At 61.8% G+C, this 16523-nt stretch carries 13 protein-coding genes; 6 read left to right on the top strand and 7 right to left on the bottom strand.

The window, feature by feature from the left end; translation table 11 throughout:
- Nucleotides 1-64: 64 nt before the first annotated feature.
- The gene (locus ABIB60_RS01425; protein ID WP_354577196.1) at nt 65-994 is read left to right on the top strand and encodes a polysaccharide deacetylase family protein; all 930 of its coding nucleotides are present in this window, start codon (nt 65-67) and stop codon (nt 992-994) included.
- A gap of 112 nt (nt 995-1106) precedes the next feature.
- Here ABIB60_RS01425 and ABIB60_RS01420 read toward each other — a convergent pair whose 3' ends face one another.
- On the bottom strand, nt 1107-3527 hold the full coding sequence (locus ABIB60_RS01420; protein ID WP_354577195.1) for a glycosyltransferase family 2 protein: 2421 nt from the start codon (nt 3525-3527) through the stop codon (nt 1107-1109).
- A 143-nt stretch (nt 3528-3670) separates the two neighbouring features.
- On the opposite strand from ABIB60_RS01420, the gene ABIB60_RS01415 reads away from it, so the two are divergent.
- Nucleotides 3671-5008 (top strand): glycoside hydrolase family 2 TIM barrel-domain containing protein, encoded by a 1338-nt coding sequence (locus tag ABIB60_RS01415; protein WP_354577193.1) that lies wholly within the window; start codon nt 3671-3673, stop codon nt 5006-5008.
- Nucleotides 5009-5097: 89 nt separating this feature from the next.
- Here ABIB60_RS01415 and ABIB60_RS01410 read toward each other — a convergent pair whose 3' ends face one another.
- The 4 genes from ABIB60_RS01410 to ABIB60_RS01395 form a co-directional block, all read right to left on the bottom strand.
- The gene (locus ABIB60_RS01410) at nt 5098-5538 is read right to left on the bottom strand and encodes a rhodanese-like domain-containing protein (RefSeq protein ID WP_354577191.1); all 441 of its coding nucleotides are present in this window, start codon (nt 5536-5538) and stop codon (nt 5098-5100) included.
- A gap of 189 nt (nt 5539-5727) precedes the next feature.
- A complete protein-coding gene (ligA, locus tag ABIB60_RS01405) occupies nt 5728-7827 on the bottom strand; it encodes an NAD-dependent DNA ligase LigA (RefSeq protein WP_354577190.1) in 2100 nt (699 codons plus the stop codon).
- 159 nt (nt 7828-7986) lie between these two features.
- Nucleotides 7987-8547 carry a DUF4920 domain-containing protein gene (locus ABIB60_RS01400; protein ID WP_354577188.1) on the bottom strand — a complete coding sequence of 187 codons (561 nt, stop codon included), beginning with the start codon at nt 8545-8547 and terminating at the stop codon, nt 7987-7989.
- Nucleotides 8548-8578: 31 nt separating this feature from the next.
- Nucleotides 8579-9373 carry a TapB family protein gene (locus tag ABIB60_RS01395; RefSeq protein ID WP_354577187.1) on the bottom strand — a complete coding sequence of 265 codons (795 nt, stop codon included), beginning with the start codon at nt 9371-9373 and terminating at the stop codon, nt 8579-8581.
- Between the two features lie 268 nt (nt 9374-9641).
- Between ABIB60_RS01395 and ABIB60_RS01390 the strand changes: the two genes are divergently transcribed.
- The 3 genes from ABIB60_RS01390 (at nt 9642) to ABIB60_RS01380 (ending at nt 11052) form a co-directional block, all read left to right on the top strand.
- Nucleotides 9642-9875, top strand: a complete 234-nt coding sequence (locus tag ABIB60_RS01390) for a hypothetical protein (RefSeq protein ID WP_354577185.1) — start codon at nt 9642-9644, stop codon at nt 9873-9875.
- Nucleotides 9868-10215, top strand: a complete 348-nt coding sequence (locus ABIB60_RS01385; protein ID WP_354577184.1) for a hypothetical protein — start codon at nt 9868-9870, stop codon at nt 10213-10215. The genes ABIB60_RS01390 and ABIB60_RS01385 overlap by 8 nt, the downstream gene beginning before the upstream one ends.
- 192 nt (nt 10216-10407) lie before the next feature.
- Nucleotides 10408-11052, top strand: a complete 645-nt coding sequence (locus tag ABIB60_RS01380; RefSeq protein WP_354577182.1) for a cytochrome c oxidase subunit 3 — start codon at nt 10408-10410, stop codon at nt 11050-11052.
- 179 nt (nt 11053-11231) lie between these two features.
- Here ABIB60_RS01380 and ABIB60_RS01375 read toward each other — a convergent pair whose 3' ends face one another.
- On the bottom strand, nt 11232-13478 hold the full coding sequence (locus ABIB60_RS01375; protein WP_354577181.1) for a T9SS type B sorting domain-containing protein: 2247 nt from the start codon (nt 13476-13478) through the stop codon (nt 11232-11234).
- 129 nt (nt 13479-13607) lie between these two features.
- Here ABIB60_RS01375 and ABIB60_RS01370 point away from each other — a divergent pair, with 129 nt between their 5' ends.
- Nucleotides 13608-15629, top strand: coding sequence for a M1 family metallopeptidase (locus ABIB60_RS01370; RefSeq protein ID WP_354577179.1), 2022 nt, complete (start codon nt 13608-13610; stop codon nt 15627-15629).
- Nucleotides 15630-15723: 94 nt separating this feature from the next.
- Here the strand turns inward: ABIB60_RS01370 and ABIB60_RS01365 are convergent, their stop codons facing one another.
- Complete coding sequence (locus ABIB60_RS01365) at nt 15724-16353, bottom strand: hypothetical protein (RefSeq protein WP_354577178.1); 630 nt, start codon at nt 16351-16353, stop codon at nt 15724-15726.
- Between the last annotated feature and the right edge of the window lie 170 nt (nt 16354-16523).

Here is a 16523-nt window from a genome sequence, read left to right as displayed (position 1 = left end):
CAAGGTCAGCCTCTCATCCTTAAAAGTACGGTCTGAAGCCCCTTGGGCCGCATTATTCCTTTTCATGAACTTCCCCAAGTACCCCGTGCTGGCCGCCGCGCTGGCCACCCTGGCCGCGCTGCCCGCCTGCAACGACGCCAAAAACGCCACCGCTTCCGAAACGGCCGCCGTAGTAAACAAAGCCCAGGATGCGGCCGACTCGGCCAGCACCGCCGCCACGCCCACCGCCGGCAACGCCTCAGCCGTTAGCACCAGCGCCGGCTCCCCGGCCACCATCCCGGCCGGGCAGCGCGCCGACGCCGCTACCATTACGGCCCGCCCCCAGGTGCCCATTTTGTGCTACCACCAAATCCGGGACTGGCGCGCCAAGGACTCGAAAGGAGCTAAGGACTACATCGTGCCGGTAGAGCAATTCCGGGCCCAGATCAAGATGCTGGCCGACTCGGGCTACCACACCATTCTTCCCGACCAGCTGTACGCCTACCTGACCACCGGCGCAGCCCTGCCCAGCAAACCCATCATGCTCACCTTTGATGACACCGACCTGGATCAGTTCACGGTGGCCCGGCCTACGCTGGATAAGTACGGTTTCAAGGCGGTGTATTTCATTATGACGGTGAGCCTGGGCCGGCCCAACTACATGAGCAAGGCGCAGGTAAAGCAGCTCTCGGATGAGGGCAACGTCATCGGCTCCCACACCTGGGACCACCACAATGTGAAGAAGTACGAGGGTAAGGACTGGGTTACCCAGATTGAGGAGCCTACTAAAAAGCTGGAGGAAATTACGGGCAAGAAAATCAACTACTTCGCTTACCCCTTCGGTCTGTGGCGCCCCGAGTCCATCCCCGAGCTGAAGAAGCGCGGCATGGACGCGGCCTTCATCCTGGCCGAAAAGCGCGACCAGCAGGATCCGCTCTACACCATCCGCCGCATTATTGCCAGCGGTTACTGGAGCCCCCGCACCCTGCACAACAGCATTGTGCAGAGCTTTTAGTATGAGTGAATAAACCACTTATAAACAGTGGTTTATATTAGATAAAAGCAAATAAGCGCCCGACTGCCTCGCCTGTGCGAAAGTAGCCGGGCGCTTTTGCTGGCCGCTGTACTCACCGCCGGGCAAACCACGTAGTGGGAGTAGGCTGGCGGTTAATCAGCGCTTTGAGCTCGGGGTAGTGGCTGGCTAGCTGTGGTAACCGGCTACGTAGAACAGCAGTGTCGGTCAGGAGGGCAACGGGCAGTTGGTGAAGCTCCGGATAATGAGCAAGAACGGCTCGTTGGGCTGCGTAACCTGCCTCCCCGTTCGGGCACTCGGCGGCAAGCCAGTTCACGGTGGCTCGGCCCGGGAAGTAGTCGACCACGGGCCGCTGGGCGGGTAGCGTCCAGACCAAAATAATGCTGGACTGCGGGCTAGGCTGGGCAATGCGGGCCAGGCGCTGCCACTGCTGGCGGTGTTGGCTGGCAGTTAGGGCGGGCGGCAATACTGGGCGGAGCAGCACCGGGGAGCCATTGCGCGCCAGCCGCCGGAGCGTGGGGGCCCAGCTGGTATCGGTACGGGCCCGGATAGGCCAGCTGAGCAACGGAATGTAGCCGGCGGCGCTAAGCTCCCGCAGCGCATCGGGGGTGAGCTGCCGCAGCTGCCCGGCAGTAAGCGTCCAGTGCACTAAGGTTGTGTGAGGGGCCGGAGCAGATACATACGCCCCCGCGCGCACCAGCTGCCCAAGGGGCAGGGAGTGCGTCTGGCCGAAATGCAGCACGGAGTCGCCCTGCCACAGCCACTGCTGCGCCAGCTCCGCCTGCTGGAGCTGGGTGTGATGCTGCTGCCAGATACTGCCCCCGATACTTGCGACTCCAACGGCCAGGGCCCCGGGCAACGCGTAGTGGCGCAGAGCCGGCAGCAACCGGGTGTGCAGGGTGGCCCGCAGCCGGGGCAGCAGCACCAGCAGGTGGTTGGCCAAGCTGATAGCGCGTAACTGATGGGCTAGCCGCTGCAGCAGCAACTGCTGGCCCATCAGTATTACCAGCAGCAGACTCAGCACGTTGAAAGCCGCCAGCAGCGTGAGCAGCCAGCCGTAGGTATCATGGTGCATCAGCAGGCCGTAGCTGCCCACCCCAACCGATAATAGCAGTAGTGTAATGTTGGGCAAGCTGAGCCGCCAGTCGTTCTGCAGGGTATCTTCCTTGGGGGTTGGAATGTAGGGTACCCGCACGTTGAGAATGGTATACATCAGACCCAGCAGATATATCCACCAAGTGCCCACGCGCAGCAAGCCGCCCACCAGATGCAGGCCGGTTTCGTGGGGCTCCCGGAGCCAGCGCTGGGCTTGCAACCGGATGAGCAGGGCCGTTACCACAACCGGGCCCATGTGCAGCAGAAAGCCTCCCAGCGGTACATGCCAGGGGAAGCGGTGCAGCCCCAGCCCCAGCAGGGGGACGCTCACGTCCAGCAACGTAATCAGCCCGGAAAGAAAATACAGGGGCAGCAGAAAGTAGTGAATCCGTTGCCGCCAGGTAAACTGCCCGAACAGGCGGGGGTACACGTGCACCAGCAAATCAAAGCACCCGCGCGACCATTTGAGCTGCTGGGCGTAAAAGGCCGCCAACGACACCGGCACCAGCCCTCGGCTCACCACCACCGGCGCATACACGGAGCGCCAGCCGGCCGCGTGCAGGCGCATAGCCGTGTGCATGTCCTCGGTAAGGCCCGCGGCGTGCCCCCCAATGGAGTCGAGGGCACTGCGCCGGAACGTGCAGTTGGCGCCTATGGCCTGCACGGTACCGTAGGCATTCATGCCCATCATCATGGGCCCGTAGAAATGATACGTCTGCTCGGCCGCGCCCCGGGCCACCAGGCTGGCCTGCTGGTTACCGTAGGCCTGTACTACCTGCACAAACCCCACCGTGGGGTCGGCAAAATACGGTAGTACCTCGTCCAGAAACTCGGGCGCCGGCACATGGTCGGGGTCGAGGATGACGCAGAACTCGCCGGTGGCCTGGCGCAAGGCATTGTTGATGTTGCCGGCCTTGGCATTGATTTTCTGCTGCCGCGTCACGTGTACCACGCCCAGGCGTTGGCACTCGGCCCGCAAGAGAGGGTCGTCGCCTTCGTCGCAGAGGTAGCTGGTGTGCGGGTAGCGGATGCGCTGCATAGCCTCCAGGGTCCGGATAATCATGTCGTGGGGTTCTCCTGGGCAGGCCGTGGTCAGAATATCCACCGATGTGGCCGGGGCTGGGCAAGGGGGCAGGGGGGCCTGGGCGTAGCTGATGCTGGCGTAGTGGTACCACTCATGGAGCATGCGCAGCAGCTTAAAGCCAAGGGAGATGCACAGCAGCCAGAACAGCGGAGCATAGCCGATGTGCCGGGCATCAATAAACCACCACCCAAACCAGCCCAGCAGTAACAACCCCAGCACAATCAGCCCCCGTAGCAACCCGGTTCCGGCAGAGCGGTGCACCCTAACGCCCGCAGCATGCGCCCCGGAAACGGCCGGCTGCTTGTGCAGAAAAGAGAAGGTAGAGGTCAACAGCATTGGGCAAGGTAGGTGTGGTAGGATCGGATACTGGAAAGTACACATTTTATGTATTTAAATAATAAAAAATATGAATTATATAATTAAGTTTGAGGTGGGTCTGAATCTGTCTTATTAGCAAGTCCTTTTCCCCACAGCAGCTTATGCTACTCCTTCCTGTTCTGAGCCGGCTTCTTTTCAGTGCGTGGGTACTGGCCACTGTGGGCGGTTTACTGGTTGGCTGCCAGCGGACGGCTACTTCGGAGAGGCTGCCACCCCAGCCAGCCGGAGTGGTACCCGTGCGCGTGGTGGAGCAAGGCGAGTCGGCCCGGCTGCTACGCGGCGGCCGGCCGTACCGGGTTCGGGGGGCCGGGGGGCTTGCCCGACTCGCGGAAGTGCAGCGGGCCGGGGGCAACTCAATTCGGCTCTGGACCACTGATTATGCCGATGCCCTGCTGGATTCAGCTCAGCAGTACCACCTTACGGTCCTGTTGGGTATCTGGCTGGGCCGGGAAGTGGAGGGGTTCGACTATTATGACCCCGCCGCCATTCAGCGCCAGCGCCGGGAGGTGGAGGCCCAGGTGCTGCGCTACCGTCATCACCCGGCCCTGCTGATGTGGAACCTGGGTAACGAAATGGACCAGCAAGCTTCCAATCCCCACGTGATGGCCGAAATAAATGAGCTGGCCCGCCTGATTCATCGCCTCGACCCGTACCACCCCGTCACAACCACTCTGACCGGCCAACTGGGCATGCTACGTAATATCAAAGCCTGGTGCCCCGACCTGGATGTGCTATCGGTGAATGCCTACGGCTCGCTGGCTACCTTGCCCGCCGATCTGCGCCGCCTGGGTTGGACGCGGCCCTATCTGGTTACTGAGTTTGGTGGGCCCGGCTGGTGGGAAGTGCCCCGCACCACTTGGAAAGCCCCCGTGGAGGCCACAAGCACCGAAAAGGCCGCCTTCGCCCGGCAGTGTTACCAGGCGGGCATAGCCCAGGATACGGCCCGGTGCCTGGGCAGCTACATGTTTTACTGGGGCCACAAGTTTGAGCTCACCGATACTTGGCACAGTGCCTTTACCCGGGCCGGTGAACGAACGGAACTAACCGAGCTCATGCAGGAGCTTTGGGCCGGCCCACCCCTCACCAACCGGGCCCCCCGAATTGGGCAGCTGCTGCTGCATAGCCAGCCTGCCACCGCCAGCGTGCGGCTAAAACCCGGCCAGCGGTACCCTGTGCGCCTGTTTGCCACCGACCCCGAAGCCGACCCATTGCACACCCGTTGGGAGGTAACCCCGGAAAAGCCTTTTGCCGAAGAAAACGAGTATCAGCAGCGTAGTACCCCGCCCCTGGCCCTGGCGGGCGTGGTGCCGGCCGCCGCCCGGCTGCATACCACCCTCCGGGCCCCCAGTCAACCCGGCTATTACCGGCTGGCGGTAGTAGTTACTGATGGGCGGGGCAACGCTGCCACGGCCAATTTCCCTTTTGCTGTGGAGCCTTAAATGTGGCCGGAACGCACCCCGGGCCTTGGGCAAAACTCCAGCTGAAGTTTTGCCCAAGGCCCGGGGTGCGTACTATCAACTCCTAGAAGTTAGAGTTGGCGGTCTTCCAGGTTTTTCTCCTGCAAATTGGAGTAAGCGCCGGCGTTTACCACCTTCTTGAAGCCTTTCTCCTGCATCAGTATGCCGGCTTGGTTGCTGCGGCCGCCGGAGCGGCAGTACAGCACGTACGTCTTGCTGGGGTCGAGGCGGGCCAACTGTTCCGCGAAATCCGGGGCCCGAAAGTCGAGGTTTTGGGCGCCTTTCAGGTGGCCGGCCGCAAATTCAGTGGGCGTACGCACATCCAGTAGCACCGTGTTGGGTTGGGTAAGCAGCTTTTGCGCTTCCGGGGTTGGAATGGTGGGTACGGTTGGGGTGGTTATAGCTCCCACGCTCATCGGTTTGGGCGGCGTGCCGGGGGTAGTTTGCAGAGTCTGGGCCGGGGCAGCGCTGCCATAGGCCATAAGGGCAAGAACGAACAGGCAAAGACGCATATACCAACGAATTAAAAATGAGCGGATACTGAATAGACTACGCGTGGGCCGGGAAAGTTGCAACATCTGGCTCGACGCTGGGATGCAACACTTCACGTCCCGGCATCAAGTCACACAGAACGGCACTATACTCCGGCGGCTTAGCGTCAGCAACCATAAACCGCACCGTGCCGCGTTTCTGCACCACGCTTAGAATAAGGAGCCTTGTTGGCCGGCGGCTGGGGCGGCTGGTTGTGCTTGCTCCTCCGGGGTTTCGGCTTCATCGGTAGCAGTGGGCAGCATGGCCAGCAGGTCATCTTCCCCAATGATAGGCACGTTCAGGGAGGTAGCTTTTTCGCGCTTGGCGGGGCCCATTTTGTCGCCGGCCACCAGGTAGCTGAGCTTCTTGCTGATGCTGCCCGTAATTTTGCCGCCGTGCTGCTCAATCAAGTGCTGCAGCTCCTCGCGGCTGTGCTGCTCAAACACCCCCGACAGCACGAAGGTGAGCCCCGCCAGCCGGTCGCTTTGGGGCTGGGGTGCCTCGCCGGTGAGGGCCAGCTGCAGGCCCGCCGCCCGCAGGCGCTCCAGCATCGCGCGGTTTTCGGGCTCCTGAAACCACGCCGCCGCCGATTCGGCAATAACACCGCCCACCTCGGGCACGGCGGCCAGCTCGGTGGCCGTGGCGGCTTCCAAGCCCTCAATGGTGCGGTAATGGTTCACCAGCTTCTCGGCCACCGTTTCGCCCACGTACCGGATGCCCAGCCCAAAAAGCACCCGGTCGAATGGCACCTGCTTGCTCTGCTCCAGGCCCGCCAGCAGCCGCTGCACCGATTTTTCGCCCATGCGGTCCAGCTGGGCCAGCTCCGGGGCCTTGGTCGGTAGGTCGTAGAGGGAAGCGGCATCGGTTACCAGTCCCAGGTCGAAGAAGCGGCCCACGGTTTCAGCTCCCAGCCCGTCGATGTTCAGGGCCTTGCGCGACACAAAATGCTCTAGCTTGGCCTTGCGCTGGGGTGGGCAACCCCGGTCGTTGGGGCAGCGGAAGTGGGCTTCCCCCTCGGGCCGAATCAGGGGCGTACCGCAGGCCGGGCACTCCGTCGGGTACACAATCGGCTGGCTGTCGGCGGGACGGGCGGCCACATCCACGCCGGTTATTTTGGGAATAATTTCGCCGCCTTTCTCCACGAACACCATGTCGCCCAAGCGCAAATCGAGGGCGGCAATCTGGTTGGCGTTGTGCACCGAAGCGCGTTTTACGACTGTACCAGCCAGGGGTACCGGGTCGAGTAGGGCGACGGGCGTAACCGCGCCGGTGCGCCCTACTTGGTACTGAATGGCTTGTAAACGGGTACGGCCGGCCTCGGCGGGGTACTTGTAGGCAATAGCCCAACGGGGACTTTTGGATGTGAAACCCAGTAGCTCCTGCTGGCGAAAGTCATCTACTTTGATAACAATGCCATCGGTAGCCACCGGCAGCTCAAACCGCTTTTTGTCCCATTGGTGCACAAAGTCCAGCACTTCCTCAATAGTCCCGCACAGCCGCCACGTATCCGATACGGGCAGGCCCCAGGCGCGCAACGCCTCCAGCGCGGCGCTGTGCGTGGGGAACTGGTTGCGGCCGGGCATCAAAAATGAATAGGCGTAGAAGCGCAGCCGCCGCGCCGCTACCAGCGTCGAGTCCTGCAATTTGAGGGCGCCGCTGGCGGCGTTGCGGGGGTTAGCCAGCAGGGCTTCGCCGTTGGCTTCCCGCTCCTGGTTTAGCTCCGTAAACACGGGCAAGGGCATGAAAATCTCTCCGCGCACCTCAAAGTCGGGGGGCTGGGGGGCGCCCTCGGCCCGCAGGTGCAAAGGCAGGTTGCGGATGGTGCGCACGTTGCTGGTTACTACGTCGCCGCGGGTGCCGTCGCCGCGGGTCACGCCCTGGGTAAGCTGGCCCTGCTGGTAGGTGAGGCTCATGGCCACGCCGTCAAACTTTAGCTCACACACGTAGGCCACACCGGCTCCTTCCAGGCCCCGGCGCACCCGCTCGTCAAACTCGCGCAGGTCGGCTTCGGAGTAGGTGTTGCCCAGGCTCAGCATGGGGTAGCGGTGCTCGGCCGTGGGAAACTGCTTGGTGATGGTGCCACCCACGCGCTGGGTGGGGGAGTTAGGGTGGGCCAGCTCGGGGTACTGCTTTTCCAGCTGAGCCAGCTGGGCCAGGAGCTGATCAAACTCCTGGTCGGAAACCTCCGAAATATCGCGCTGATAATACTGGTAGTTGAGGTGGTGAAGCCGCTCGGTCAGGGCCGTTATCTGCTGCTGAATATCAGGCATGGCGGGTAAGTTCGGGTGGAAAGTGACGGGCCGCGGCACGGTGCGGGAAGCAGCTGCCAGCGTAGGGCGCAAGCTACGGCTTTCTACGCATCCGAAACAGAAAAACCCGCCAGCTATAAAGCACGGCGGGTTTTTCCGGGGAAAATGGAGCGGCGTAAATTACAGCCGGCCCTGAATCAGAACGCCGTCGGCCTCAAAGTTGAGCTGCTCCTGAGGCTTGGTAATGGCCGCAATTTCCTGGGCCGACTTGCCAGCATCTTTGGCGTAGTGCTGCTGGGCTGCCACCGATACTACCTCGCGCTGGGCTACTCCGTTCACTACTACCGTGCGGCCGGCAATGTCCTTGGGCACGAAGAAGGCGTAATCCTTGAACTTAACGCGCATCTTCTGGCCATCGGGTAGCGCCAGGGTCAGCCAGCAGCCTTTGGCCTGGCACACGGCCTCGGCTTTGCCTACCAGCGTGAGGGGGGCGGTATTGCGGGTGCCCAGCAGCTGCCGAACTTCGCCCACCGGACGGGCAGAGGCTGCCGCGAAACTGGTACCGTAGATTGTGCCGGGCGCTACCGTTTGGGCCTTGGCCTGGGCTGCCGTTTCGGCTTTGTTGTCGCAGGCTTCGGCTACTTTAACCGGCTTTTTCGAAGTTTTCTGAGCAACAACGCTCAGCGGCAGGCTCAGGGCCAGTGCGGCGGCTGATACAGCCAGGAGGTTGGAAGGGCGCATAACGGCAAAGGAGTGGTTGGAAGCCCTGAAATTACGACTTTTTTACCTTGGTCTTCTGCTTGGCTTCTGAGCGGCTTTCGGCGGCGCTGCCAGAGCCGCTGGAAGTAAGTAGCTGCACCTCAGTTAGCTTGCCCTTCTTGTCGTAGCGCTCTGCCTTTACAATGCCTACCTCCGGCGAGTAATACTCCACCGTCCGCACCGCGTTGCGCATCACCAGATCTGCGCGGGCCACGGTGGAGGACAACTGTTCACCCTCTACTTTGTAGCACTGGAAGGTGCCGGCCGGGGTGGTAACTGTTTCGGTTCCGGTAACCTTGCGGTTCTGCGCCAGCGCACTCACAGTGGCAATGCTCACGGCCGTGCTGCTCACCTGCACCGTGACCCCGCCCCCGGGCAGGCTGGTGCCCACCGTAGGCTGGTTGGGCCAGGCAATAGGCACCGGGGTAAACGCAAACAACCGGTCCCGGAAGGAGCGAAGGGCAGTGGGGTCCAGCAAGGCCATACCGTCGGTGAAGGTGGTATCCTGGCGGCAGCGGATGGTGTAATCCTGCTGGTGCTGGAGGCGGTTTTTAACGTCGTACACTCCGTGTTTGAGCAGTACAGTGCTGGTAGTCAGGGTCTTTTTCTTGTTCTGCTCCGTGCCCAGGCTTACTACCCGCTGCCGAATGGTGCCGCTGGGTTTGCCGGCCGCATCCTGCAGCTGGTACACGCGTTCCATATTGTCTTGGAGGCCGAAGGGGTGAGGGCATTCGGTGGGGGAGGCCGGCGTTTGGGCGGCAACGGCCGCCGGCAGCAAAGCCGCCAGCACGGCAAGTAATCGAGTCATAGAGGGTGCAAATGGGTGGAAAACCAACCGTTGAGCCTGCATACGCAGCCAGTCAGTTTTGGATTTTTGGGGAAGCTGTACAGTGCGCAGCGGCTTCGCAGGCAAATGCCTTGCCAGACGAAGCATGTAACTTGCTCCCGCCGCGGCCGTTTGTCGGGAGGCGGCCCTGCTGGCCCGCCGGGTTGGTGCCTTTGGTGCTGGTCCGGCCACAGGGCGGCCCTGTGGCGCGCTTGTTTCCTTGTTTTCTCACTGTTTGCACTCTGTACCTATGCCTGAACAACCAACTTCCTGGGCCGATACCGCAGCTTCTCTGCTCTCCAAGCTTTCGGGTGGGGTAGAGCTGGCCCTCAACTTCGAACAAATGGAATTGCAGGTGCCCAACCCCCAGAATCCGGCAGCTCCCACCACCTGGCGGCTGAACGGCTCGTTGCGGGTGCGTACCCGGGGCGAGAACCCGCCCAGCCCCACCTTGCCGCCCGCCAACCCCTCGTCCGTTGGCTAGGGGGCTTGATGTAGAGGCCCGCTTGGTTATCAGCTTCGACGGGGATGATATTCAGGTGGCGGGTTCGGGGGGCTATCTGATCATCAACCTGCCCAGCCAGCGCGTGCTGGACAAGCTTACCAGCGGCCCGCCCAAAGACCCTAACGCCCCGGCCGTGCCCCGCACTGGCCCTAAACCCGACCCCATGCAGCAGCTCAACGACCTGGCCCACCAGCTGGGCTTGGTGCTGGACCTGCGCGTGGGCGGCAAAACCTACGTAACCTTCGGAACCGGACGCTCCGCCAAAATTTCGCTGAATGCCGTGCTGGGCAAAATCGGCTCCTTCTTCCGCAACGACTAACCGGTGCCTGAGCTAGCCACCCGCTAAAGCAGCCCCGTCCCCGGCTCTATACTACCCCAAAAGTCGTACGCCGGGGATGGGCGCAACTACGTATCCTGCTCGGAAGCCTACGGTTGGGTTTCAGGCGCCCGCCCCCGGAACTAATGGGTGCTTAATTGGTTTGCAACCACGTACGCACTACCATTTTATAGCATGAATTCCGACTTTGAACGCAGCAACAAAATAGGCTCCAACCGCCCCGCCTCCTCCTTCCGGCGACTGGAGCGGGTGCCCATGCTGCTGCTGATGCTGTACGTGGGGCTGGCGGGGGTAGCGGCCTTGTTTGTGGTGCTTATTGGGGCATACACGTACACGCGGCTGCACAACGGCGAAGCGGCCGGCGTATACCCATTGCCGCGCTATTTCTCACTCAGTACCATTGTATTGCTGGTCAGTAGCTACGTGGTAGCCCAGAGCCCGCGCCTGTACGCCCAGGACGACCTCTCAGGCCTTTCGCGCTGCTTAGGCGCAACCCTGCTGCTGAGTAGCATATTTGCCGGCCTGCAATTGCTGGGCTGGCAGGAGCTGGTCCGCCAGGGACTAACTATTACTGGCGACACCAGTGTCCGGTTCCTGTTCCTAATTTCGGGGATGCACGTGGCCCACGTGCTGGGGGGTATGCTGTTTCTGCTGGTGCTGCTGGTACGCACCCACCAGGCCGCCCGCGACGCGGTGCGCGGGCTAGTGTTTATCCGCAACCCCTACCGCCGCCTTCAGTTGCGCATGATTACGCTCTACTGGCATTTCATTGATGGGGTATGGCTGGCGCTGTTTGCCGCTTTTCTTTTCTTGTACTAAAGGTGAGAGAATAGCGTACTCGGCAGGCTATAAGCTTGGGCAACGGGTGCTAAACAGCCCCCTGGTAGTGGTTTGATGCCACTGCCAGGGGGCTGTTTAGTATAGGAACTCCGTCAAGCATGGGAGAAGTCATTCCCCAAGAGGCGCCGTTCAGCTCGCATATGTTCAGCTGCTATACCTTAGTTGGCAATGGTTACGGTGCCTTTGTATTTCTTGCCGTCCGTGAATTCAATCAGGTAGAAATATACGCCGGCCGGGAGCCGGCCCCCATCCCAGCGGAAGCTGCGGTTGGCTGAGCGGTACACTTGGTTACCCCAGCGGGAAAAAATCAGGATATCGGCAAACCGGGAGTCGCAGAAGTCGGGCGGGAGGTTGGCCTGGGCATTGTCGAGCGTGAACTCGTCGTTTTTGCCATCCACGGTGTAGGGCGTAATGATATTGGGCGGCAGAAAGGGCTGAGCCTGGGGCGGTTCTACCTCAAAGCGGACGGTGCGGGTACGAGGCTGGGGCCGGCAGGTAGTTTCCTGGAGCTGAAACATTACTTCCAGCCCGTTGCGCCGCACGGCCTCACAGTCGCTCACCCACCGGAACGTGGCGGTGGCCGTACCCGCGCCGTTGCGGGGCGTAAACGTCATGCCGGCCGCTGCCAGGTCGAAGCCATTGCCGGCCGCCGACAGCACCAGGCCATCCTGCTCCAGGTCGGTGCCGCCCAGCGTGGCCTCAAACACCCCTCCAATTGGTCGCCGCACTACCGTGATGGAGTCAGCGGCTACGGGGGGGCTAAAAGAGGTAGTGAGGGCTGGAGGCGTGTTGCGGTAGTCGATTTGAATTGGTATGACTACCGTAGTTGGTTGCAACTCATTGCAGGGGGAGGCAGCGGCCGTAAACTCGAATTCGTAGAGCGGCTTGTCCACGGCCCGGCAGTCTACGCGCCAGCTGAAGCGCCCATTCAGCCCAGTTCCCGCCGAACCCTGGCTGAGGGTAGCACCCAGGCCAGCGGGCGCAAATCCCCGGCCCGTCATGGTCAGGGTCAGCGGGTCGCCGTCGGGGTCAGTGGCGCTCAGGTCGAAGGTAATCAGGTCGCCCACGCGGGCGCGCAGGGGTAGGGCCGCCGTGGTTTTCAGCTGGGGTGGGCCGTTGGGGTTGGGCACCGAGATAAAGGCAATGCGCACCGTGTCGCGCTTGGGCAAGCTGCAGCCGTTGTCGGCCACCATCACATCCAGCAGGTACACCCCTTGCTTGGAGCTCAGGCATTCCGGAAAGCACAGCCGCGAAACTAGTGTATCGGGCTGGCCAGGGGCCCGCACGGTGCCTTGCAGGACGCTAAGCGTAGGTAGCGGCCCCGTAAAGTTTACGGGCCGCAACGAAAGGGTGAGGGCGGAAGTGGGGTCGGCATCGGTGAAGCGCAGGGTAACACAGCGGTTGTTGCCGGGCGTTAGGCGCAGGGTGTCGCGGCCCGGCAAGTAGGCCCGGGTAGTGCCCGGCAGCTGCATGAGCACCTTGGGGCGGGCATTGGTAGGGCAGGTAATGACTTTCAGCTGAAAATCACGCCTTACTTCGCCCAGGCGCACGCCCTTGCGGTACTCGGTGCAGCGGATGGCGAATACAAACAGCCCTACCTGGGTGGGGCGCACCTCCAGCCGCCCGCTCAGCCGCCCAATACTGAGGCCAGGCGCCCCCGGAATCTGGTTGGTAGCACTCAGGCCCGGCAGCCAGGAGATGGGGGCGTAGGGGGCGGGGTCAGCAAACCCCGGGTTGGGAAAAGCGGCGGTGGTATGGCCGTTGAGGGGCGTTACCAGGTCGTACACCAGCGAGTCCCCGTCGATATCCTGGCCGCCAAAGTTGTAGTAAAACAGCTCACCCCGGCAGGCATAGTCGCTGAGGGGCGGGAAGATGCGGGGCGTAGAGTTGCGCATGGCTGCGCCATTGCGGGTAACGGGCGGAATTTCCAGATAAAAGGTTTGGGCCGCTCCGCTGGGGTTGAGGATGTTGTTGATGCCATTGTTGCGGCAGCACCGCTCCACGGCAATGTAGTAGCCGGCCGCATTGGCGTAGGTTTGGGGCGGCAGGGTAATCAGGCGGCTGTATACGATGCGGCGCGTGACCAAATCGGGGTTGGTACAGGCGGGGCTGGTATAGGCTACCAGGGTGTTGCTGGTTTGGCGCAGGGCCACGTTCAGCATGCGGCGGTTCGAGCCTTTTTCGAACAGGCTGGCTACCATTTCAGGATCCAGGGCGCCGGGCTGCCCGTTCACGGCGTCAAAATACAGGTTGAGGGTGAGCTGGTAGTCGTTGCCGCTGAGGTACTGCAAATCCAGCTCTCCGCCCACAATGTGCGTGGCTTGCACCGGCCGCGCCAGGGCCAGCACCAACATCAACGACGCCAACAGGCCTCTGAACAGGTAACGAAACGTAGAAGTGGGCATAGAAGAAGGTAAAGTAGCTGCCTGTCAGGAAGGTACAACAGCTTTACACAATTACGGCTCTGCCCGGCCATAATCAGTACCAGTCACGTATTTTCGCATATCTGCCCACCCACCCATTTCTACCCACCTATGTGCCTGAAATTCTACCGCTTGCTATTTGGTAGCTTACTATTGAGCTTGCCCCTGGCTGCCCAGATTCCGGCCTACCGCCCCACCACCGCCGACCTGACCGGAGCTGCCGCCGATGCCTGCGTGCAAACCCACGCCCGGGCGGCTGCCCGCCCCGCCTACGCCAGCCTCAGCCACCGCCAGAAGATGGCTCGCTACGATGTCAAGTACTATAAGCTCGACCTCAACCTGACCAATACCGCCCGCACCGTCAGCGGGGCCGTAACCATGCGGGCCCGCACCAACGCGCAACCCCTCGATTCTCTGGCCTTCGAGCTGTACTCCACCTACACCATTGATTCGGTGGTGGTGAACGGGCGGCGCAGCCTGGGTTTCCGGCGCGTGGGCCTGGGCGATGTGACCGTGGGTCTCAGCCAGGCAGTGGCCCCGGCTACGCTGTTCAATGCCATCATCTACTACCGGGGTACGGCCCCCAACGGCAACTCGGCCGCCATCGGCAATGCCCTGGACACCCGCGTGGCCCCCACCTACGGGGTGAGTACCACTTGGAGCCTCTCCGAGCCTTACAATGCCTACGAGTGGTGGCCCTGCAAACAGGTGCTCACTGACAAGGCCGATTCGTCGGATGTCTGGGTCTCCACGGCCGCTACCAACAAGGTTGGCTCCAATGGCGTGCTGGTCAATACTACCCCGCTCCCCGGTGGGCAGGTGCGCTACGAATGGAAGTCGCGCCATCCCATTGATTACTACCTGATTTCGGTGGCCGTGGGGCCGTACGTGGAGTACGTAAACTACGCCAGCCCCGCCGGCGGCCCGCGTATTCCCATCGTCAACTATGTCTACAATCAGGCGGCTCTGAACGCGTTTCGCACGGAAATTGACCGCACGCCCGGTTTTCTAGAGTACTTCTCGGAGGTAGCGGGGCTGTACCCGTTTGCCGATGAGAAGTACGGCCACAGCATGGCCCCCATTGGCGGCGGTATGGAACACCAGACCATGACTACTCAGGATGGGTTCACCTTCACGCTGACGGCTCACGAGCTGTTTCACCAGTGGTTCGGCGACCATGTAACCTGTGGAGCCTGGGAGGATATCTGGCTGAATGAGGGCTTTGCTTCCTACGGCGAGTACCTTTCGCTAAACCGGTTCAGTACCCCGGCGGCGGCCCTCGCCTGGATGAACCAAGCCCACACCTCCGCCATGAGCCAGCCTGGTGGCAGCGTATTTGTAACGGATACCACGAGCGTGAGCCGAATTTTTAGCTCCCGCCTTAGCTACAAGAAAGGGGCTGCCGTGGTGCACATGCTGCGCTACCTGCTCAACGACGACGTGAAGTTCTTCCGGGCTCTGCGCACTTACCAGAGTACCTATGGCGGCCGTACCGCCCGCACCCGCGACCTGCAGCGCGTGTTTGAGGCCGAAGCCGGCCGCTCGTTACAGTACTTCTTCGACCAGTGGTTTCGGGGCGAAGGGTACCCCACGTTTACCGTACGCTGGAACCAGGCCAACGGACTGGTGTACATTCAGAACACCGAAACTACCTCCATGCCCGCTGTAACCCCGTTTTTCTCCACGGAGGTAGATTACCGGCTCACTTTCACCGATGGCAGCACCCGCACCATTCGCCTGCCCCAGTACCAACCGGTAGTTTCGGCCGCCGTGGCCGAGTCGCGTACCATCAGCAGTATCACCGTCGACCCCGACCAGTGGCTGCTCAACGGCACCGGCACCATCACCCGCGACAATGGGCTGGTAACCGGTACCCGCCAGGGGGCCAGCCTGGCCGCCATTACCGTATACCCCAACCCTTGCCGCGACCAGCTCCGCCTCGCCGACTTTAGTGAAATACAGGCCACCGCCGAGGTTACGGATGCCACCGGCCGGATAGTGCTGCGCCAGCCCATAACTGCGGCCGCTCCCGTGCTCTACACGGCGGTGCTGGCTCCCGGTATCTACCATCTGCGCTTGATAGGCCAAAGTGGCGTGGTGGCGCAGGCCCGTTTCGTGCGCGCCGCTGAGTAAAGCACTATCAGGTTACGGCAGCAAACCACCTTACAACTACGCCCCCGACATAAGTTGCCGGGGGCGTGGTTGTAAGGTGGCGTACGTTGGATATTCAGAGTTTGGCGTATTGCTTTACGCGTTGTTGCACCTCGATAGGAGCAGCGGGCTGGTTGAAAACCGCATCAATCAGTTCGTCAAAAGAGGCCGCCGGTGTGAAAATAGCATCCGTGAAAGGGTTGCTGAATAGCCGAATAAAGCCGGGTTGCCCATTGATGCTCACCAAATCCACGGTGACGTTGCCATACTGCTGGTTGCACCGGCCCGAGCTGGTGCAGTCGTTGGGCCGGGGCTTTAGGAAATACTTCTGGGTGGATTCCGTAAACGTATCGTGCCGCACGGTGCGGTGGTCGGCCGCGGCCAAGTGGTAGCCCAGCGCCAGCACCCGGTCCCGGATGTAGTCGAACAGGTGCTGGAAGTTACCGGGGCCAATGCTGGGGTCGTACAGGAACACGGCGGCCTGGCGGTGAGGCTCCCGGGCCAGCTGCACCCGGAAAGGGGCACTAGGCAAGCCCGCCTTCTGGTAATGATACGCTTTAAAGTACGGCCCCATCCAGTTTAGGTACACCTGCTGCGCCAGCCACTGCTGGCGCACCCGCTCCTGCGCCGCGCTGCGCTGCAGGGGCTGCCACTCGTCGGAAGCGGGCGGGGAGCCGGAAAAAAGCCGTTTGAGAAAGTTAGACAAAGCGTGCAGGGTGGTTTCAATGGTAACACGGCGCCCGCCGAATGGTTTAGGTAGCGCGGCCCGGTTGGGTGCTCAACGTGCCTCCAAAGCGGGGCCCGGTTGCGTACCGCGCCCAACGCCACCCGTGGTATAACAAATAGAAAAGGCTTCCCTTGCCAGCAAGGGAAGCC

Source organism: Hymenobacter sp. UYP22 (assembly GCF_040547285.1).
In the GTDB taxonomy this organism is placed as follows: domain Bacteria; phylum Bacteroidota; class Bacteroidia; order Cytophagales; family Hymenobacteraceae; genus Hymenobacter.
This window is presented reverse-complemented; position numbering and strand designations above follow the sequence as displayed.